The sequence below is a fragment of the Cupriavidus mimosae genome, assembly GCF_023952485.1.
In the GTDB taxonomy this organism is placed as follows: Bacteria; Pseudomonadota; Gammaproteobacteria; order Burkholderiales; family Burkholderiaceae; genus Cupriavidus; species Cupriavidus taiwanensis_C.
The window spans coordinates 1-20521 of the sequence record NZ_JALHRY010000017.1; the positions used below are offsets into that span (position 1 = coordinate 1).

The following is a 20521-nucleotide window of genomic DNA, read 5'->3' on the forward strand; positions in this document are numbered from 1 at the left end:
GTCTGTGCACCCGGTGCATGCCACGCCGTACTTCGCCACCTGGACCGTGGGCGTGGTATTTGCCGCGATTGCCGCCTTCGTGCCGCTGAACGTGCTGGCGGAGCTGATCAATATCGGCACGCTGGCCGCCTTCACCCTGATCTCGGTGGCGGTGCTGGTGCTGCGCAAGACCCGGCCCGAACTGCCGCGCGCGTTCCGCTGCCCGGGCGTGCCGGTGGTGCCGCTGCTGTCGATCGGCTTCTGCCTGTTTTTGATGGCGCACCTGCAGGCGCTGACCTGGGCCGCCTTCCTGGTGTGGCTGGCGCTGGGGCTGGTGATCTACTTCGCCTATGCGCGGCGCAATGCCGTATTGCACAGCGCCGCCAGGTAGACGCCAGTATGGGGGCGAAACGCCCCCTGGAATCACAAGTCCTCCACGCCCTCCCCGTCAGCCGCCGGGAACCTTATTTCGCGGGCACCACCAGCGGCGAACCCTTCGTGACGATATAGGTTGCCAGTTCCGATGCCAGGCCGCTGCCAACATTCCGTGCTGAATGCGGCGTGCCTGCCGGGATGAACAGCGATTCCCCTGCCTTCAGCGTCACCGGCCGCTGATCGCCAAGCTGATACTCAAGGCTGCCCTGCAACACATGGGCAATCTCTTCACCCGGGTGTGCGTGCCTGGGCGCGAACGCACCCGGTTCAAAATCCACCCGAACCTGAATGCCTTCCTTGCCCGCGACGCTGAGTTCATGGCTGACCAGGTCAGCCCGATGGATCCCCGGTGCCTGTGCGTGGGCGTGGTGGAACGTTGCGGCAAGGCCGGCGACGGTCATGGCGGCGGTTGCAAACTTGGCGAGATTCATTTCGGATGGTCCTCCTGTTCGGATTGAGATATATGCAAATCGCATGGTCTAGCGCGCGTCGAACGCGGCTTGTACTTCTGAAACCGTCGCAGCCTTGTCCTGCAGGTGCGGATAATGGCCAAGGCCGGGCAAGACCTTCATCTCCAGGCCGGCGCGACCCGCCAGTTCCTCGCCCATCTCCTTGCGGATATAGATGTCCTTCTCGCCCCAGATCACGCTGACAGGCGTTCTCAGCTTGCCCAGGTTCGCCTCAAAGTAGTCCTGGTCACGCGTGAAATGAGAGTAGTAGTGGTAGAACGCATCGGCAGACGTCAGCGCGCCGTTTTGCCAGCCGAAGGCGATGTCGGCCCTGAATTCCGGGGTCAATGCAAAGTGCGAGGACTCGGGAAGTCCGCGGGTAAATGCGTTCTGCAGAATTTCGTCGCGTGTGCGGTTGAACGCGGCATGAATCGCGTCGGCGGCGGCGGGTTCCTTGAGCCCTTGCAGGCGCTCCTGCATAAACTGCGGACGGTTGAATGGCGCAAAGTCACCGACAACAATGCGCCTGGCGATGGCCGGGTCGTCGAGGGCCGCCAGCAGGGCCGGCAAGGCGCCAATGTCGGTCGCGTAGATCACCAGGTTGTGCTTGTCGATGTCTGCCGTGGCGATGTAGTCCTTGAGCACCTTTGCATAATCCCTGGGTGCGTATGCAAACCTGTCGGTCGCGGGACGGGAGGAGCCGCCATAGCCCGGCCAGTCGAACGCATGGGCCTCGTAGTCCTGGCCAAGTTGCGCGGCAATTTCCTTCCACGCGTACAGCGTCTCGGGGAATCCATGCAGGAACAGCACCGTGCCCTTTCGCTCGGCATTGCGGACGATCAGGCGCCTCAACTTGATATCGGGGCTGACCTGGATGAAGCCGATTTCCGGCACGGGTGGTGGTGGCGCCGCTGCGCGGGCGCCGCCAATGAACAGCGTGGCGGCCAACGCTACAGCGCCGGCGGCCGTGAGTCTTAGTGCACTGCGAACTGTCAATGTCTTGCTCATGTCATCTCCCTCCTGCCTGGTGGTTTGCAGGCAAACCGACCAACGCGCGGATATACGTTGCATAGCCAGCATTGAACGATGCGGATGTATCCCTGCTGTAGCGAACGGTGGCACCTGATGTATTAGTTCGTATCTGCAGGTTGTGCCGCTACGTTGTCATACAAAACTGCCGACAGCCCGCCGCGGCGGCGTGTTCAGATGCAAGGCCTATCCTGAAATCGCCCGTCACATCCGACCTGGATGTGCGTGTGGAGGCAACCCTCCGCATCAAAGGAAAACGCCATGCACCCTATCGTCAAGTCCCTTTCAGCCGCCGCCATTGCAGCCGCGTTCTGCGCGAGTGTCTGCGCGCAACCTGCACAAGACGCCATCCGCCCGCCTGCCATTCTTCCCCTCGGCAGCGAACCCGCACCAAAGTTGCTGCCCTATGCGGCGCTGCCGGAGCCGCTCGCGCGCGGCGTAGTCATCGTCCAGTTTCGCACCGAGAATTTCCGCGTCATGCCGATATTCGGCAATGCCGCCGCCGGGATCTCGCCTCGCATCGGGCACTTGCACGTGACGGTTGACGATACTCCCGGCACCTGGGCACATACAAGCGAGGATCCGATCATCGTGGTCGGCCTCACGCCGGGGCCGCACAGGCTGCGCCTGGAGCTGGCCGATCCCGGCCACAAGATCCTCGCCACCGAGGTGGTCACCGTCACGGTGCCTGACGTCAAGGCCTCGGGCTCGGCGCCGGCATCCGCGTCCGGACCCCACCGGCATTGATCGGATTCAAGCCTGTCGGTAGCGCGCACTGGCAGCGACCGGCTTTATGGCAAATCGCCACCAGCCACCATGACGGTGGGCTACGCGCCGGGTAGTCACACGTTCCCCACCCGCACAACGTTTTCATTTGCTGGATAAGGAAGGTAAGATTTGGCAACAAGCTCAACATTGGACCTACCGTGGATCTGGCGGCCCTGGCTGACTTCAATCTGGTTGCTGCGCAAGGAGGCTTCGGCAAGGCCAGCCGATACAGCGGCCGCCCCAAGGCGACGCTGTCCCGGCGCGTGATGGATCTGGAGGACAGCCTCGGTGTACGGCTGTTCGAGCGCGGCACCCGATCGCTCAAGCTCACCGAGGCAGGCCGCGCGCTGTACGAACGCACGCATCCGCTCGTGGCGGAAATCCTGGAAGCCGGGGACCTTGCCGCAACGGGCTTGTCGACACCCAGAGGACGCCTGCGCATCAGCGCGCCAGTGCTGTTTTCCCACACCATGATCGGCAAGCTTGCCGCTGGCTTCGCCAGCGCCTACCCCGATGTGGTGCTGGAAATCAACGCCGAGGACCGCAATGTCGATCTGGTCGAAGAGAACTACGATGTGGCCATACGGGTGAATCCACGGCCTAACGAAATGCTGGTGGGGCGCTGTTTTGCGCGTGACGAGATGCTGGTAGTCGCGCCCGCCTCGATGCCAGTTCCGGACGGTCAGGACGGCGATGTCTTCGACGTCCCGGCCGTGGTGCTCGCCAGTGGCTTCGACAGCGGGCATTGGACCTTCACGCATGAAGGCCGGCAAATCACGCTCAATCCGCGGGAACGCCTGCGCATGTCGTCGCTTATTCCGGTTCGCGATGCGGTGCTGGCTGGTGCCGGTGTTGGCCTGCTGCCGCGCTCGTTGCTCACCTTGCCATGCGTAGACGAGGCAGCATTGAACATATGGGGTCCTGTCCCGGACCGCCCCATTGAGTTGTGGGTATTGCATTCATCCCGACGGCTCTCGAGTTCAAAAGTCAACGCCTTCATCGACTATCTGAGCAACGCGTTTCCTGCGCGGAAACTGTTTGCGGCGCGATGATGCTGGCAACCCGTGTTACCGCCGACGGATAGAACCAGCACCGTCACCGGCCACGCGCATTGGCAAGCAAACAAAAAAGAGCTATCCCGCAGGATGGCTCAACGCTCCATATGGAGCACCATTGTGGCGCCCGTATCCGAGGCGGACGAGTCTGCGCCCTCTCGGCCACCGAATCGCCGGCGATCAGGCTACCTTGGCCGCAACGTTCGACGTGGCCAGCCTGGGATAGTCGGTGTAACCCTCGGCACCTCCGCCGTAGAACGTCATTTGGTCGGCCTCATTCATCGGTTCGCCGATGCGAAGCCGGTCCACGACGTCAGGATTGGCAAGCGCCCATCGCCCAATCGGGGCCATATCCGCCAGTCCTGCTTCAATATCCTTTCCGACGGCATCGACCGGCCGGTTGATTCGATTGACAAGCAGTATTCCGCGCCAGATGGCGCGAATGTCCTTCAGCAATGGCTCGTCGCCGCCGTGCGCGAGATGCAGGTAGGCAAGGTCGAGCTGCGCCAGTTCGCCAACCAGATGACGGTACAAGTCGCCATAATGCTCGCCCTCGTCGATGCCACCCAGGCGCGACCCGGGCGACAGGCGGATGCCGGTGCGATCGGCGCCGATCTCGGCCGATACCGCGGCCGCGACTTCCATCGCGAACCGGATCCGGTTCGGGATCGAACCGCCATAGTTGTCCATGCGCGTGTTGGCGTTAGGAGCGAGGAATTGCTGAATCAGGTAGCCGTTGGCGCCGTGGATTTCCACGCCGTCGGCCCCCGCTTCCACCGCCATTGCGGCAGCACGTCGAAAGTCCGAAATGGTGGCCAGCAGCTCCACTTGCGTCAAGGCACGCGGCATCGGAACCGGAAGCATGCCCGAGGGGGTGTAGAGCTCGACGTTCGGCGCAATTGCCGATGGCGCAACGGCCTGCCGGCCGTGTGGTGTATTGGCCGGGTGCGACATGCGGCCTGCATGCATAAGCTGGATGAACAGGTGACCGCCTTCAGCGTGCACCGCATCGGCTACCTTGCGCCAGGCGGCGACATGCGCCTCGGTATGGATGCCAGGGGAATTGGGAAACCCTTGCCCGTCCTCCGATGGCTGCGTGCCTTCGGTAATCAGCAGTCCAAGCGAGGCCCGTTGCGCATAGTATTCGGCAGCCAGCGGTCCCGGCGTGCCATCGGATAGCGCGCGACTGCGCGTAAGCGCAGACATAGCCAGTCGATGCTTCAGGGTCATGCGCCCTACGCGGACGGGATCCCAGATGGTGGTCATTGATTACTCCAGAAGGATGAATGGAAGAGCGCCTGACGCGTGGTGTGAACGTTAGACCGTTCCGGATAAGGGCGGTAGACCGCAAAAATCAGACACCTCATCCCATATCTGGATCACTCCTCCTTCGACCGCCGGAGATCCCGCTCGAGATCTGATCGCATTCTTGCGCGTTGAAAATGCACAAATGCCGCGCATCGGATTGCCCCGCAATGCTAGTCTGGCTGCTGGATCGTCTCTCCCTGGCGGTCCTTCGCCCAAGGAGCAGATCATGGTTGGCAATGCGCGTTCAATCGACAAGAAGGCGACCTACTGGGGTGTCCCGTGGGAAGAGGCATACGGCTATGCGCAGGCGGTGCAGGTGGGTAACGATATCTATGTTTCCGGCCAGCTCAGCCACGACAGCAGCGGCAACCTGGTGGCGCCGGCATCCCTCGACGCAAGCGGCCGGCCGCGCGATTTTTCCATGATGGAAGCCCAGATGCGCGCCACCTACGAAAACCTGTCGGGCATTCTTGCGCGCTTCGGCGCCACACTCGACAACGTGGTGGAGGAAACGCTGTATGTGCTCGACGTGGATGCGGCATTCGCTGCCGCCGGCACGGTGCGCAAGGAGGCCTACGGCACCGAACGGCCGCAATGCGCAAGCAATCTGATCGGCGTTTCCAGGCTGGCCATGGCACCGCAATTGATTGAGATCGCCTGCAAGGCGGTGCTGAGGCCGGCGGCGGCAGCCTGACCGCGGCGGCCGGGCTTCGGCCTACGCGCCGCCGACAGGCTCCCGGCCCTCGATCAATGCCTTGCGCTCGGCGACAGCGGCTGCGCAGAAGCTCATGAACGCCTGAACGCGCCGGGACCTTCGGATATCCGGATGGGTGAGCAGCCAGAGTTCATCCCGCAGCTCGGGCACGACGGGACCGACGCGCACCAGCCCGGGCATGATATCTCCCAGCATGCACGGCAGAAACCCCACGCCGAGCCCGGCTGCGATGGCCGCGCTGACCGCTGCGACGGAGTCGGAACGGTATGAAATATTGGCGGAGGCGACCCGGCGCTCGACGTATTGAGATGCCTTGAGAGCGGACAATTGGCCCGCATAGGATACCCACGCGCGATCGTAGAGGCCATCGGCCGCGGGCACGTTGCGGCCGAACTGCGTCGCACAGCCGTAAGGCGCCCACGCGATGGTCGCGAGCTTTCGACCGATCAGGCTTTCCGACGGGCGCCGGGTCGCCCGGAATGCAATATCGGATTCGTCGCGGGCAAGGTTCAGGGCGCCGTTGCCGACCAGCACCTCGACCGCCACCGCGGCATTGCGCGTTTTGAAGTCCGCGATGATGGGCGTGAGGAAGTACAGCAACAGAGAGTCGCTGGTCGTGATCCGCAATGTCCCCAGCGGTCCGTGCAGGCCGCGCGAGACACGTCTGGCGACGCTGACGACATCGAGCTCGACGCGCTCGCACAGCGCGCGCAACTCCAATCCCTCGGCCGTGAGCCTGTAGCCGGCACGCCGCCGGTCGAACAGCGTGACGCCGAGCGCCGCTTCGGCCTGCGCCACCCGGCGCGACACCGTGGATACGTTGATGCCCAGCTTGCTGGCGGCGATCGCACGACTGCCGCTTTCGCTGAGCGTCTTGATGATGCGCAGGTCGTCCCAGGACAGGCGCTGGGCGGCGTCGCCCGACGCCCGCCCTGCGCGCTCGCGCGCGTCATTGCCCGGCACGCTATCTGGGGATGTCGATTGCACGTTGGTGGCTCCCGCGATGGCATCGAGATCCGCCCGGTGTTCGGGACCCGACTGCTTCAGGCTGCAGCAGCGAGGGCAGATTCGGGGGCACGGCGGAAGCTGATGGCGAGCCGATTATAGGCATTCATCAGCCCGATGGCCATGGTGAGGTCGGCGAGTTCTTTTTCGCTGAACACCGCCGCGGCCCGTCGAAAGTCTTCGTCGGGCACATGGGTGTCAGCGACGCGGGTGACGGATTCCGTCCAGGCCAGCGCCGCCTGCTCGCGTTCGCTGAACAACGGCCCCGCTTCCTGCCAGGCCTGCACAAGCGCGAGCTTTGCCGGCGTAACGCCCTTCTTGATCAGGTCGCGCGTATGCATGTCGAGGCAATACGCGCACCCATTGATCTGGCTTACGCGCAGATAGACCAGGTCGACCAGCACGTCTTCCAGGCCCGATTGCATGACATAGCCGTATACACCGCCAAATGCCTTGACGCCGCCCGCCGATACCTTGGTGTAGTCCAGTCTCATTTCAAACTCCTAGTTGTCGTAGATGGTCAGTTCCTGGTCGGCCGTATCGACTACGAACACGGCCAGCAGCTTTGCCGGCCTGGTCTTGCTCGCATTGCGGCTCACCGGATGGCGGGAGCCCGGATTCTCGAAGAAGCTCTCCCCGGCCTTGTAGATACGTTCCGGCTCGTCGTTCACCTTGCTGGCGATGCTGCCCGAAACGACGTAGGCATAGATGAACGAGGACCTGGCATGGGTGTGCGGCAGCGAAGCACCACCGGGCGGATAGAAAACCTCGACAGCAATGAGCGACTTGCCCGGGATATTGGGGATCTCCTTCGAGAAATTGGGCTTCACCGTGTCGCCAGTGCCGTGCGCCGCTGCGACCCCGGCAAAGGCCATACCCGTTGCCGCCAGCAGGGAAAGAAGAATGCGTTGCGGTTTCATGTTTGGCTCCTTGGAGGCTAGAATCATGCACCTCACCTGGTTCACAAGAAAGAACCAAAAACGCAATTTTTGAATGCACCAGAGGCGATGACCAAGATCCTGGATCTGAAGCTGGACCGTGCGTCCAGAACCTCACTGGCGGAACAGATACGGCTGGGTATCACCGGTGCGATCGAGAGTGGCGTACTGGTTCCAGGCGCCAGGTTGCCGTCGTGGATCGACCTCGCGGCCCAGCTTGGCGTGGCGCGAGGCACTGTCAAGACTGCCTACGAGCGCCTGACCGATGCGCAATTGGTGGTTTCATCGCGTGCCGGCGGCACCAGGGTTTCCGCACAGGCCACGGCCGCAAGGCCCCACGCGGGACAAGTGCGTTCGGTCGAGACCGATCTGCGCTCGGGGCTGTACCAGCATTTCCTGCCGGGTCCCGCAGTGTTCCAGATGGGCGTGCCGGCATCGGACTGCTTCCCTGCCCCCTTGTTCGCACGGCTGCGATCGCGGGCGGCACGTGACGAGGTGGAGGCGCCGGCGACCTACCCGGATCCGCGCGGCGAGCACGAACTCCGCAGAGAGATCGCGGCGCACCTGGCATTGTCCCGGGCCATAGATTGCCAGCCGTCGCAGGTCTTCATTACCGCAGGGTTTACCGGCGCGCTCGGTGTCACGCTGCGGGTAATCCAGCCCGAAGGACGGCAGGCCTGGGTCGAGAACCCGGGCTTTCTTCCCAGTCGCAGAGCCATGGCACTGTCCCGGCTCACGACCGTTCCCATCCCGGTCGATGAAGACGGCATCGACGTCGGCTACGGCGAGGCGCATGCACCGGATGCCGCGGTGGCGCTGGTCACTGCGGGTCAGCAGGCGCCACTGGGCCCGACCCTGTCACTCGGTCGCCGCGTGCAACTCCTCGAATGGGCCAGTCGCACGGGCGCCTGGATCATCGAGGACGATTACCTTGGCGAACTCCAGCTCAGGCGTCGCGCGGCTCCCGCACTGGCATCGCAGGATCGGGCCGGGCGGGTCATCCATATCGGGTCCTTCAGCAAGACACTCAGCCCCACGCTGCGGCTCGGCTTCGTGGTCGTGCCGCCTGGCCTGGTATCGCGCTTCGAAGAAGTCGTCGCCTGCCTCGCTTCCGCGCCAGGGCCGGCGGTGCAAATGGCGACCGCCGAGTTTATGCGGGATGGGCACTATCTGCGGCACCTGCGCCGCATGAAACGCATTTACGCAGCCCGCAGCGATGCGCTTCTGGCTGCGCTCAACACCAGGGAATTCCAGGCTTATGCGGCCGGCCTCGCCGTAGTGGTGAGACTGCCGGACGGCGCCGACGACCAGAGGATCGCCAGGGAAGCCTATGCCTACGGGCTGGCGCCCGCACCGTTATCGGGCTGGTTCTGCTCTGCTTCCACGCAACGGTCCGGCCTGTTGCTTGGTGTCGCGACGGCGATTGAGCACCAGGTTCCCGCTGCCTGCGACCGCTTGCAGCAATTGATCCGCAAATTCTCGTAGTTGACGGCCACCGCATTCGTCCTGACCCATGCAAGGCCCGCTAACCTCAATAGCCGCGCAAGCGGTCGATAACGTCCGCGAGCGGCTCACCCCGCTGATGTCGACGAACGTTCTCCAGCAGGATCGGCGCAGCCGATTCGGGCTGGGTCATGCTCGCCACATGGGGCGTCAGAAATACCCGCGGATGGGTCCAGAAAGGATGCTCCGCAGGCAAAGGCTCAGGCTCGGCCACGTCGAGAATCGCGCGCGATAGCCGACCCGAATCCAAGGCCTCAAGCAGATCCGCATCGACCAGATGCGGACCGCGCCCGACATTGATCAGCGCCGCACCGGCAGGCAGCAGCGAAAACAGTTCGCGATTCAGGATGCCCCTGGTGGCCGGGGTGAGCGGCAACAGGCAGATCAGGATGTCGCACCCTGCGAGAAAGGGTTGCAACTGATCCGGGCCGGCGAAGCTCTCCACGCCCTCGACCTCGCGCACGGAGCGGTTCCATCCGCGCAGGTTGAAGCCGTAGCTCGCCAGCCGCTCCAGCACGGCACACCCCAACGCGCCCATGCCCATCACGCCGATCGTGCGGGCCGAGGCAGGCGGTACCTCCAACGGATCCCAGATGCGCGCCGCCTTCGCCGCCACGTAGTCGAAGAAGTCGCGATGCAGCGCCAGAACGGCCAGGCTGACATATTCGACCATGCCGTTGATAATCCCTGGCTCGACCATCCTGACAATGGGAACGTGCTCGGGCAGTGCGGAAAAATCGACATGATCGACACCGGCTCCGGAGGAGAAGAACACCTTCAGCCGAGGCAGCCTGGCGATGAGCTCGGCGGGTGCCTGCCAGGCGATCAGGTATTCGACCTCGGCGAGGTCGCCGGCATCGGGCCAGACCCGAAAGTCGAGGTCGGGTGCGTGCTCGGCGAAGTAGCGCGCCCAAGCTGCAGCGCGAGCGGCATCTGATCGATAAAGAATACTCATGCCAGGGTCCTACCAGCCGCCTACCCAGCCATCGAACAGCCCCTCGGGAAGGGTGTCCTCGTTGGCGCCACGGAGAAAATCAAAGTCGCAGCCCAGATGAGCCTGCTCGATGTGTTGGTTATATAGATTGCGGTAGCCACGCACGTGCTGGGACGGCGGCGCCTGCCATGCCTGGCGCCGACGTTCGAGTTCATCCGGTTCGACGCAGAGTTCCAGTCGCCGCGCGGCGACGTCGAGCTCGATGATGTCGCCGTCCCGCACCAGAGCCAGCGGACCACCGACCGCAGCCTCGGGAGAAACATGCAGCACGGCGGCACCATAGGCGGTACCGCTCATTCGCGCATCGGAGATGCGGAGCATGTCGCGCACGCCGCGCTCCATCAGATGGCGCGGCAGGGGCAGCATGCCCCACTCCGGCATCGCCGCGCCCACGGGCCCGGCATTGCGCAGAATGAGCACGCTGTTCTCGTCGATGCCGAGTTCAGGGTTATCGATCTGGTCGGCGATGGTCTGTACGTCTTCGAACACCACCGCCGGGCCGCGATGGCGGAACAGCTTGGGATTCGCCGCACAGGTCTTCATCACCGCACCGTTGGGCGCCAGGTTGCCTTTTACCACGACCATCGTCTCGCCAGGCTTGACCGGTTTGCCCAGCGGGCGGATCACATCGCTATCGAAGACTTCCGCCGTCTCGAGAACCGCGCCGACCGTGCGACCGTCGACGGTGCGCGCATCGAGATGCAGCAAGGGCTCGAGGGTCTTGAGCAGGGCCGGTACGCCCCCCGCGGCCATCAGTCGCTCAGTCAGGTGTTCACCGGCGGGCTGGACGTTGGCGATCAGAGGCACGCGCCTGGCGATCTCGTCGAAACGCTCCAGAGTCAGCGGTACGCCGACGCGGCCGGCGAGCGCTAGCAGGTGGATGATGACGTTGGTCGACCCACCCACCGCGCACAGCAGGGTAATGGCATTGTCAAAGGCTCTCGCATCGAGAACCTCGCTCGGGCGCGGGCTGCCATCGGCGGCCATGCGCACGCTACGACGCCCCACCTCGCGGGCGAGCTGATGACGACGCCGGTCGACCGCCGGCACCAGGCTGCTACCGGGCAGCGACACACCCAGTGCCTCGCAGATGACCGCCATCGAAGAAGCGGTACCCATTTCTGCACAGTGGCCGGGCGTCCCCATCACGCTTCGCTCGAACGCGGCGAAATCGCCTTCCGAGAGTTCTCCTGCACGCAGTTGGTCGACCAGACGCCAGACACCGGTAGCGTTCGCCAGGTTTCCGCCACTCGCCGAGCGGGGCGTGGCCGGGCCGCTGGCGAGGAATATGAACGGAACGCCAGCGCTGGCGGCCCCCATCAGGAGTGCCGGCTGCGTCTTGTCACATCCGCCGAGCAGCACCACCGCATCGAAGGGATAGCCGCGAATGGTCTCCTCGGCTTCCATCGCCAGCAGGTTGCGAAACGGGAAGGAGGTCGGCTTGATGATGTTCTCGCTGATCGACATCAAGGGCACCTCGAACGGGATGCCGCCTGCCTCGAGAATCCCGACTCTTGCCTCTTCGGCAAGGGTGCGTAGATTGAGATTGCACGGGTTGATATCGGACCAGGTGTTGAGAATGCCCACGACGGGGCGCTCCATCAGGTCTTCGCGACTCCAGCCGGCGGTCGACAAGGTCGAACGATGCACGAAGCCAGGCAGATCATTCTTGCGAAACCAGCGCGCGCTGCGTAGCGGCCGACCATTCTTTGTTTCGTTATCGCTCATGCGATCACCTTGTGGACCACTGTTCGGGAAAATTTGATAAGGCAGAGTTACCGCATGCCGGGGATACGGCATAACGTCGCACCGCCTCTTGCCGAGGCGGTGCGACGATTGCTGGTCAGAGGCCGACCAGACCGGCCAGCCCGCCGATATCAGCGATCTGGCGGTAGTTGTAGCAAGCGTTACCCGGCTGTTCATGACCACGGGCGACGAAGGCCTTGTTCTTGATCTTCATGTCTTCAGCCGGCATCAGGTCGTAGCGGAAGCTCGAAGAAACGTGCAGCACGTCTTCCGGACCGCAACCGAGGTTGTCGAGCATGTATTCGAAGGCCTGCAGGCGCGGCTTGTAGGCCTGGGCCTGTTGGGCGGTGAATACCTTGTGGAAGGGCACGCCCAGCTTGTCGACGTTGGACATGATCTGTGCGTCCATCGCGTTAGAGAAGATCACCAGCGGGATCTTGTCGGCGATCTTCGCCAGGCCGGCCGTCACGTCGGGATGCGGGCCCCAGGTCGGCACGGCGTTGTAGTAAAGCTGCCCTTCGCCGCGATATTCCACGCCCCAGCGCTTGCACACGCGGGAAATGGCGGTATCGAGGATCTCGTCATAAGGACGCCAGTCTCCCATCACCTGATCCAGGCGATAAGCAGCGAAATCCTTGACGAACTGGTCCATCTGCTCAGGGGCAACGCGATCGGCGAACAGCTCGCGGGTCAGCGGACCCATCTGAAAATTGGTCAGCGTGCCGTAACAGTCGAAGGTGAGGTATTTAGGGCGCATGAAGCTCATTTGGGCAGTCCTGAAAGTCCGTTGATAAATGCGGTGATACGTCGCAGCACCACGACTTCATTACAGCACGGTGAAAACAGCATATGACGTTGAAAGTCCGAGCCACTCGATACAAAAAACGATTCTTCGAGCCCCCCTTGGCAGACTCTGCGGAACGCCCCCCCAATAAGCTCGATCGCCCTGGCCCAGGCTGGGTGCGCCGCGATTTATCAGGAGGAGGCGGCGCGATCCCAACGTGAAAGCGCTCTCGCCAATGGACTCACCAAAGGACTCACCAAAGGACTCGCTGACGGCGCGCTGCCACGGCTTCTCGCCCTTCATCAGAGCGGATGGCCGGGATTGTGCCGGCCTATTTCTGAGCGCTCCCCCTCAGCTTTGCTCGCCGACGTTCGGACTGGTGCAGCCGCTTGAGAATGCCATCGAACGATTCGAGTTGCCGATGGATCTCCTCAGGCCCGTTCTCAACCAGAAACGCGCGGAATGCAGACGCGACCGGCGGCAATCGGACCGCCGGCAGGTGCGCCACATACCAGTCGCGCTCCACCGGATTTCCTGCCAGCGGCAGCACGCCGATCAGTCCCGCTTCAAACTCGAGCGTGCAGGCATGCAGCGACAGAAACGCGATGCCAAGCCCTGCGGAGACCATGCGCTTGATTGCGGCGTTGCTGGACAGCTCGGATCCATGCGGCAAGCGCAGCCCCGCCTCGCGGAACAAGCGCTCGACGGTATCGCGCGTGCCTGAGCCGCGTTCGCGGATCAGCAGGTTTTCCGCCAGCAGATCGTGCAACGTGTTGTGCCGCCGTGACATCAACGGGTGGTCAGGAGCAGCAATGAAGGCCATCGGATGCTTGGCAAAGGTCACCGCATTCGTCCTGAGCTCGGAAGGCGGGCGGCCGATGATGGCAAGGTCGATCTCGTGCATTCCCAGCATGCGGACGATCTCTTCCCGGTTGCCGACCCGTAGCACGATCTTCACCTCCGGATTGCATTGGGTGAACGCCACCAGCATCTGCGGAAGCAGATACTCAGCGGTGGTGATCGCGCCGACGCGAAGGGTCCCGGCAATGCCGCCGCGCAAGGCAGCCACCTCCTCCACCGCATCGCGCCATAGCTTGAGAATCTGGCTGGCGTAGCCTGCCATCACTTCCCCGGCGGGCGTCATCAGCAAGCCGCGGCCAGACCGCTGCACCAGCGGCGTGCCCGTAGCTTCTTCGAGCAGCCGCAATTGCAGCGATACCGTGGGCTGGGTCAGGTGCAGCTCCTCGGCGGCGCGGGATACGCCGCCAAGGCGCGCTACCGCGTCGATCGCATTGAGCTGTCGGAAGGTAGTGGTCTTATTCATATAAGAAAACCTATCGGTCGGCTTTGTTTCTCAATTATTCAATATGAGTTTTCCCGCGTACAGTGCAAACGTCAAGACCAGATCCGCCCTACCCTTTTCGCGTTCGGCCTAACCATCCAGGAGTCCACCATGTCGATCGAATTGCTGATTGTTTCCGCCGACCATGTACTGTTCCAGACCGAGGCGCAACATGCAGCCGGCTTGGCAGCGGCCACCCAGGCCCGGGCGGAAGCGGCGCCTGCCAGCGCAATTGGCGCAGACTTCAGCGCGGCGTATCAGGAGGCGTTCGTCCAGGCGGGAGCGGGCGCGAAACTATCCGTGCGCCGGCAAACCGAGCAGCTGATGCGCGAAGCCGAGCAAGCCGGAGCCAGGCTTGCCATCGTGACGATGATGTCGTCCCGCATGCTGAGCGCCCTGCTCGACCGCTATGACCAGCCCGCCGATCGCTTTACCGTGACCGCCACGGCGGATTCGCTGGGCCGCGGCGATGGCCCCGCGGACCTGCTGCGGCTGGTGCTCCATGCCGTCGACGTGCCTTCTGACCGCGCGTTGGTCATCGCTGCAGATGCCGGCGAGGCCTGCGCCGCGGCCGCACTCGGCATGCCGCTGATGCGGCTGCACCACGGCATGTCCTGCCGGCAGGACGATGGAGCAACCTTCCTTTCCGACGCGCCCGCCGCGTCGTGGCCATCGTTCGACGACATCGAGATGCGCTTCACGCAAGGCGCACCGGGCCAGCCGTCGCGCTACACGCGCCCAGGAACATTGACCGCCCCGGCATGAGCCGGCGTGGCACCACCAACGCATACGGAGGGATGGAATGAAGACGATCGTCATTATCGGCGGCGGAACCGCCGGCCTTCAGCTGGCAGCCCGGCTGGGCAAGCAACTGGGCAAGCGCGGTCTGGCCAACATTGTCCTGGTGGACCGCTATCGGACGCACCTGTGGAAGCCCCTGCTGCACGAAGTCGCCACGGGAAAGCTCGCACCGTACATCCACCACACGTCCTTCGCCCTCCAGGCGCGCCGCTACGGTTTCCGCTTCGTGCAAGGCGAGTTCACCTCGCTGGATCGCGACAGTCGCACGCTGGAGATCACGGCATCCGGAAATGATGGCGACATGCAAGCGACAACGCTGGCCTACGACACCTTGGTGTTGGCGATCGGCGGGACCACACAGTACTTTGGTGTTCCGGGGGCGAGCGAGCACGCGCTGGCGCTGGACAGCGTGGCAGGTGCAGAGCGTACGCGGACCCGCATCGTGGATGCGCTGCGCCGCGTGTCGTCGCAGGCAACAGCGGCCGACCGTCCGGCGCGGGCCAGCGTTGCCATCGTCGGTGCGGGAGCGACCGGGGTGCAACTGGCTGCCCAGGTGAGGCAGATGTCGCGCGTGCTGAGCCAGTATGGCATCCATTCCCTCGATCCGGACCACGGCACCGATGTACGGCTTGTCGAAGCTTCCGGAAACATTCTGCCGGGCATGGATCGTCGCCTCGCCGAGAGGACTACCGCCGAGCTGCAGGCGCAGGGTATCGAGATCCTGCTGAACACGCGCGTCACCGAGGTCCGCCCCGACTGCCTGCATATCGCGGATGCCGCCCCCATTGCCGCGGACGTGACGGTATGGACCGCCGGCGTCACGGTAGCGCCTGTGCTGTCGAACATCGGCCTGCAGGTCACCCGCAACGGGCGCGTCCGGGTGCGAGATACGCTCCAGAGCCTGGAGGACGAGCATATTTATGCCCTGGGTGATTGCGCGAGCTTCCGCCCGGCTGGGGAACAAGCAGAGCTTCCCACGCGAGCACAGGTTGCGCATCAGCAGGCCATTTACCTGGCCAGGGCCTTGCCACGCGTGCTCGCCGGCAAGTCCGTAGCCGGGTTTACGTTTCGCGATCGGGGTTCGGTGATCTCGTTGGCGGACGACATGGCGCTGTGCCATCTGCTCGCGCCCGGCGCCGGCGACGGCTGGCAGGTACAGGGCACGCTGGCAAAGCTGGTGCACCGTGTCATCTACCGACGTCACGTGCTGTCGGTGCAGGGTTTTGCGCGAACCGCCGCGATGGCACTGTCCCAGCGTCTGGAGCGGCTGCTGGGGGCGGGTTATCGGCTCGATTGAAGTGCACGTTCCAATGCAGGCGCGCATGGAGGCATGGCTGAGCGAAGCTCAGCCGCGCCAGTTCACGGCCTGGCCTGGTCGTCGAAACTCTGAGTGCACCGTCAGAAGTCGGCCACTTTGCCCCAGGCCGAGTGCTTGAAGCGCGCCGGGTTGTACGGGACAGGATCGAAGATCGGCTCGGCACCGGTCACCAGGTCGGCAATCAAGTGGCCAGCTCCGGGGCCGATGCCGAAGCCATGTCCGGAGAAGCCCGCCGCCAGGATGAAACCGGGGATTTCCGGCACTTCGCCAATCCCGGGAACACCGTCAGGCGTGTTGTCCACAAACCCGGCCCAGGCATTGGCGATGCCGGTCTGTCCCAGTGCAGGCATCAGTTCGACCGCACGACGATAGGTTTGCCTGACAGCCCCCGCGTCGGCCTTGGGGTCGAGTATCCGCGTCCGCTCCATGGGGGTCGGTGCATCCAGTCGCCACCGCGCGAGTGTTTCGTGGCCTGCGCGGATACCCTCCATTCCGCCGGGAAACACGTTGCGCCAGCGCTTGGCAAACATGGGCAGGAACTGCGGCGCGAAGCGCATCAGTTGCGCCGTCGGGTCCACGCGTCCGCGCCCGCTGATGGCAAGGTTGTAGCTGCCATCGCTGCGGCGGGTGATGGACACGCGCGCGGTGTGCAGCGCGTCAGGGAGATGCGCGGCCACCCCGGACACCCGCACGATGGACTGGCGAACGGTAGCCTGGGGAAAGCGAATGCCCAGTTGGCGGCAGAACGAAGACGCCCACGCGCCGCCGGCGTACACCGCGACGCGGGTTTTGATGGTTCCGGCTTCGGTGACGACGCCGCTGACGCGGCCGCCCTCAAGCTCAATGCCCCGTGCGGCGCAATTCTGCAGCACGGTGCCGCCGAGCTTCATGAGCGCGGCAGCCACCGACGGAGCTGCCTTGGCTGGATCGGCCGTACCGTCACTGGGCGAGAACACGCCACCCTTCCATGCGCGGCCAGTATCCCGACCCCGTTCGCTGGCCTCGCTGCCGCTCAACATGTGGGTGGTCACGCCGGCAGTTCTGGCGAAGTCCCGCCATCTGGCCCAGCGTGCAATCTCGTCCTCGTCGTTGCTAAGGTAAAGCAAACCACATCTGCGGAAACCCGTGTCTTCGCCGGTGTCCTCGGCAAACCGCTCCCACAGTTCGAGGCTCCTGGAGGCCATTGGCAATTCACGCGCGTCACGGTTCTGTTGGCGGCACCAGCCCCAGTTGCGGCTCGATTGCTCGGCGCCGATGCGGCCCTTTTCCACTACGGTAACCGAAAGGCCGCGCCGGGCCAGGTAGTACGCAGCAAAAACGCCGATAATGCCACCGCCGATCACCACGGCGTCGGCATGGGTCGGCAGGGAAGAGGAACTCTCGATGAGACGCAAGGGCTGGGACATGGATGGATCTCCTCGCATTATTTGTCTTGCATGGTTTGTTTCAGCTTGAACTCGGCGACACGCTCTGCGCTCCGCCGGCCGGCAATATCGTGGCGGCCTTCATGCTGGCTATTCGTCGTCGTGCTCAAGGATGGCCTTGGTTTCGAGATACTCTTCCAGGCCTTCCAACCCGTATTCGCGACCATTCCCCGAGTGCTTATACCCGCCGAAGGGAGCGTGGGCATTCCATGCCGGATAGTTGATATGCACCTGGCCGGCGCGGATCCGCGCAGCCACGGCTCGCGCCGCGTCGAGATCCCGGCCCTGCACATGGGCGCCCAGACCGTAGATCGTGTCGTTGGCGATCGCCACGGCTTCGTCGACGCTGTCATAGGCAATGATCGAAAGCACCGGCCCGAAGATTTCCTCCTGAGCGATGCGCATTTTTGGATGCACGTCCGAGAAGATCGTCGGCCGTACGTAGAACCCGCGCTCCAGGCCGGCCGGGCGGCCGGGGCCGCCGCAGACGAGCCGCGCGCCCTCGGCAATGCCGACGCCGATCATGTCTTGCACACGGTTGAACTGCGCGCGGTTCGCCACCGGCCCGTGCGTGGTCTGCACGGAGCGCGGGTCGCCGACCACCAGGCGGGCAACCGCGTCGCGGGCGATCTGCTCCACTTCGGCCAGGCGTTCGCGCGGCACGATCATGCGCGTCGGTGCGCTGCAGGATTGCCCGACGTTGCGGAAGGCCGCCGCCACACCCGCCGGCACGGCTCGCGCGAGATCCGCATCCGGCAGGATGACGTTGGGGGACTTGCCACCCAGTTCCTGCGCTACGCGCTTGACCGTTACGGCCGCCGCCTGCGCGACCAGAACACCCGCACGGGTAGAGCCCGTGATCGAGATCATGTCCACGTCCGGGTGTTCCGCCAGCGCGGCACCGACCTCCGGCCCTTCCCCGTGCACAAGGTTGAACACGCCCGCAGGAGCGCCCGCGTCCTGCATCACCTGCGCGAACAGCAAGGCGCTGAAGGGAGACAGCTCGCTCGGCTTCAGCACCACGGTGCATCCTGCCGCCAGCGCAGGACCTACCTTCGCGGTGATCTGATAGAGCGGCCAGTTCCATGGCGTGATGAGGCCACACACGCCAATGGCTTCACGCGCGATCCTCATGCCGTCCCGGTCCGAGACAAAGGGATAACGGCTCATGACGTCGCAGGCCACCCGGACGTGCGCCGCCCCGGCCGGCACCTGCGCGCTGCGCGCCACGCTGATGGCAGCGCCCATCTCCAGCGAGATTGCCTCGGCGAACACCTCTGCCCGCTCGAGTATGAGCTTGTGCACACGGTCGAGAAGCGCCGCCCGGCTCTGTATGGAGGTGACGGACCACCCTGCAAAGGCGGCTCTGGCAGCGGCCACGGCGGCGGCGACGTCTTGCCTGCTGCCCAGGGCGATCTCTGCAACCACATCTTCGGTCGACGGATCGATGACGGCCGCCCGGGCTTGCCCCGCAGGGTGAACCCACTCGCCGTCGATAAAGATACGATCCAGATGACCTGCGCTGGTCAGGCGCTCAATGATGGCGGGTTTCATCAGAGCTGTCCTTTGCACAAGCCCTTCCGATGCATGGAATCATCCAGGTCGGGCGGCGTGCACGCGACTGGGAAAACGATCCAGTACGTATTGAGTTTCATGGCAGTGGCGCTTCTATGTCTCGCTGAGGTAGCGAATGAGTGAACTTTTCGGTCACTGTCATTGCAACATAGAGCCGCCATGCGCTTGTCGCGAAACGCACGGCTGATCATCACGAAGCTGCTGTTTTATGACACGCTGCCAGCATGCCGTGCCGAGCGGGCGAATGGCGTGCAGGATGCGCATCTTCTGGCCGCCCGCATCGGGTTAGTCAAGCCTCACCCAGTTCTGGGCGATGCCGGTCGATGCGCTTCCTCGTTCATCGGCTTGATGTCGACCACGCGATACGAATGCCGGCAAGGCCAAGTCGCGGCAATCAGTCCGCCCCCTCCGCTCGACAAAGAATGCGATGGGCCAAGCGCAGATGAGGGCGGTCAATCATCGCATTGCCGAGCCTGGCAACGCCGGAGGCTCCGACTCTGGAAAATGCTTCGATGACTTGTCTCGCCCACTGTATTTCTTCCGCATGAGGCATGAAAGCTTCATTGATGGCGGCAATATGGGACGGATGGGCTGCCGCCTTCGCGGCAAAGCCGTCGCGCCTGGCAAGGGCCGCCTCATGCCCGATCTCGAAGTTGTGCGACAGGTTTGTACTGACCGCATCAATCGCGTCTATACCTGCCTGCGCAGCAGCTAACAGACACATCGTTCGTGCCACCGAGAATGGCGAGGTAAGCTCCCTTCCCTGATGGGGCGAGCGAATGCCCAGATCGGCCGCCAGGTCCTCGACGCCCCACATCAAGGCGCGCAGACGCATCGGCGCATTCCGGTACGACGACAGGCCGAATACCCCTTCCGATGATTCCGTGGCCATGGCGACAATGCCCGTCTCCCATGCGCCATCGAGCAACACGTGCTCGAGCGCGGCAAGAAAATCGCACAGACGATGGACATCTTCGAGCCCCCGGCATTTTGGAAGAACGATCGCATCGGGCTGATACGGCAATACGGCGGCCAGATCGTGAAGCATACGCCCGGATGCCAGCCCATTGACTCGCACCAGCACTTGTGCGTCTATCGAAAGCCGATGCGCGGCAAGAAAGCCCGCCAGCTTCAGGCGGGCCTGGTCTTTACCATGCTCCGGGACAGCATCTTCCAAATCAAAGACCAGGCCATCGGCACCCGCCTTGAGTGAGGCGGTGAGTTTTCTTTCACTATCAGCAGGCACGAATAGCAAGGAACGCAAAGGTTGTGACATGATTTTATGCATAGGGTCTAGCTTTCAATTCCTTTGGCGTTCTGGAACGGCGCCCTTCCGGCCCCAACTGGTCTCTT

20 protein-coding genes are annotated in these 20521 nt (G+C 63.7%); 7 read left to right on the plus strand and 13 right to left on the minus strand.

Going from position 1 to position 20521, the window contains the following annotated elements; translation table 11 throughout:
* Positions 1-370 (plus strand): amino acid permease (locus MKD50_RS25150; protein ID WP_252669170.1); only part of this gene is annotated, 370 nt, incomplete at its 5' end.
* A gap of 73 nt (positions 371-443) precedes the next feature.
* On the opposite strand, the gene MKD50_RS25155 is transcribed toward MKD50_RS25150, so the two are convergent.
* Positions 444-845 (minus strand): cupin domain-containing protein, encoded by a 402-nt coding sequence (locus MKD50_RS25155; protein ID WP_252669171.1) that lies wholly within the window; start codon positions 843-845, stop codon positions 444-446.
* Between the two features lie 48 nt (positions 846-893).
* Complete coding sequence (locus tag MKD50_RS25160) at positions 894-1871, minus strand: alpha/beta fold hydrolase (protein WP_252669173.1); 978 nt, start codon at positions 1869-1871, stop codon at positions 894-896.
* A 282-nt stretch (positions 1872-2153) separates the two neighbouring features.
* Between MKD50_RS25160 and MKD50_RS25165 the strand changes: the two genes are divergently transcribed.
* On the plus strand, positions 2154-2639 hold the full coding sequence (locus MKD50_RS25165; RefSeq protein WP_115706771.1) for a DUF6130 family protein: 486 nt from the start codon (positions 2154-2156) through the stop codon (positions 2637-2639).
* A 179-nt stretch (positions 2640-2818) separates the two neighbouring features.
* Complete coding sequence (locus MKD50_RS25170; protein WP_240074409.1) at positions 2819-3712, plus strand: LysR family transcriptional regulator; 894 nt, start codon at positions 2819-2821, stop codon at positions 3710-3712.
* Between the two features lie 183 nt (positions 3713-3895).
* Here MKD50_RS25170 and MKD50_RS25175 read toward each other — a convergent pair whose 3' ends face one another.
* Positions 3896-4981: an alkene reductase gene (locus MKD50_RS25175; RefSeq protein WP_252669175.1), complete on the minus strand. Its 1086-nt coding sequence runs from the start codon at positions 4979-4981 to the stop codon at positions 3896-3898.
* 268 nt (positions 4982-5249) lie between these two features.
* On the opposite strand from MKD50_RS25175, the gene MKD50_RS25180 reads away from it, so the two are divergent.
* On the plus strand, positions 5250-5717 hold the full coding sequence (locus tag MKD50_RS25180) for a Rid family hydrolase (protein ID WP_252669177.1): 468 nt from the start codon (positions 5250-5252) through the stop codon (positions 5715-5717).
* 21 nt (positions 5718-5738) lie between these two features.
* Here the strand turns inward: MKD50_RS25180 and MKD50_RS25185 are convergent, their stop codons facing one another.
* Genes MKD50_RS25185 through MKD50_RS25195 form a run of 3 tightly spaced genes read right to left on the minus strand, consistent with a single transcriptional unit; the run spans position 5739 to position 7663 of the window.
* A complete protein-coding gene (locus MKD50_RS25185; RefSeq protein ID WP_252669179.1) occupies positions 5739-6725 on the minus strand; it encodes a LysR family transcriptional regulator in 987 nt (328 codons plus the stop codon).
* 56 nt (positions 6726-6781) lie between these two features.
* Positions 6782-7237 (minus strand): carboxymuconolactone decarboxylase family protein, encoded by a 456-nt coding sequence (locus MKD50_RS25190; protein WP_115706766.1) that lies wholly within the window; start codon positions 7235-7237, stop codon positions 6782-6784.
* Between the two features lie 9 nt (positions 7238-7246).
* Positions 7247-7663, minus strand: a complete 417-nt coding sequence (locus MKD50_RS25195) for a cupin domain-containing protein (RefSeq protein ID WP_252669181.1) — start codon at positions 7661-7663, stop codon at positions 7247-7249.
* An 87-nt stretch (positions 7664-7750) separates the two neighbouring features.
* On the opposite strand from MKD50_RS25195, the gene pdxR reads away from it, so the two are divergent.
* A complete protein-coding gene (gene pdxR, locus MKD50_RS25200) occupies positions 7751-9166 on the plus strand; it encodes a MocR-like pyridoxine biosynthesis transcription factor PdxR (RefSeq protein WP_252669183.1) in 1416 nt (471 codons plus the stop codon).
* 46 nt (positions 9167-9212) lie between these two features.
* Here the strand turns inward: pdxR and MKD50_RS25205 are convergent, their stop codons facing one another.
* From MKD50_RS25205 to MKD50_RS25220, 4 genes are all read right to left on the minus strand, one after another.
* The gene (locus MKD50_RS25205; protein ID WP_252669185.1) at positions 9213-10139 is read right to left on the minus strand and encodes a 2-hydroxyacid dehydrogenase; all 927 of its coding nucleotides are present in this window, start codon (positions 10137-10139) and stop codon (positions 9213-9215) included.
* 9 nt (positions 10140-10148) lie between these two features.
* Entirely contained in the window at positions 10149-11906 is a 1758-nt protein-coding gene (locus tag MKD50_RS25210; RefSeq protein ID WP_252669187.1) for a dihydroxy-acid dehydratase, read from the minus strand.
* Positions 11907-12021: 115 nt separating this feature from the next.
* Entirely contained in the window at positions 12022-12690 is a 669-nt protein-coding gene (locus MKD50_RS25215) for a haloacid dehalogenase type II (RefSeq protein WP_115706761.1), read from the minus strand.
* Between the two features lie 349 nt (positions 12691-13039).
* Positions 13040-14032, minus strand: coding sequence for a LysR family transcriptional regulator (locus tag MKD50_RS25220; RefSeq protein WP_115706760.1), 993 nt, complete (start codon positions 14030-14032; stop codon positions 13040-13042).
* A 129-nt stretch (positions 14033-14161) separates the two neighbouring features.
* On the opposite strand from MKD50_RS25220, the gene MKD50_RS25225 reads away from it, so the two are divergent.
* A complete protein-coding gene (locus MKD50_RS25225) occupies positions 14162-14815 on the plus strand; it encodes an HAD family hydrolase (protein WP_252669189.1) in 654 nt (217 codons plus the stop codon).
* 37 nt (positions 14816-14852) lie between these two features.
* Positions 14853-16148 carry an NAD(P)/FAD-dependent oxidoreductase gene (locus MKD50_RS25230; protein WP_240074393.1) on the plus strand — a complete coding sequence of 432 codons (1296 nt, stop codon included), beginning with the start codon at positions 14853-14855 and terminating at the stop codon, positions 16146-16148.
* Between the two features lie 101 nt (positions 16149-16249).
* On the opposite strand, the gene MKD50_RS25235 is transcribed toward MKD50_RS25230, so the two are convergent.
* From MKD50_RS25235 to MKD50_RS25245, 3 genes are all read right to left on the minus strand, one after another.
* Positions 16250-17575: an NAD(P)/FAD-dependent oxidoreductase gene (locus MKD50_RS25235; protein ID WP_240074392.1), complete on the minus strand. Its 1326-nt coding sequence runs from the start codon at positions 17573-17575 to the stop codon at positions 16250-16252.
* Between the two features lie 108 nt (positions 17576-17683).
* On the minus strand, positions 17684-19147 hold the full coding sequence (locus MKD50_RS25240) for an aldehyde dehydrogenase family protein (protein WP_115706756.1): 1464 nt from the start codon (positions 19145-19147) through the stop codon (positions 17684-17686).
* A 415-nt stretch (positions 19148-19562) separates the two neighbouring features.
* Positions 19563-20444, minus strand: a complete 882-nt coding sequence (locus MKD50_RS25245) for an HpcH/HpaI aldolase/citrate lyase family protein (RefSeq protein ID WP_240987613.1) — start codon at positions 20442-20444, stop codon at positions 19563-19565.
* Positions 20445-20521 lie beyond the last annotated feature (77 nt).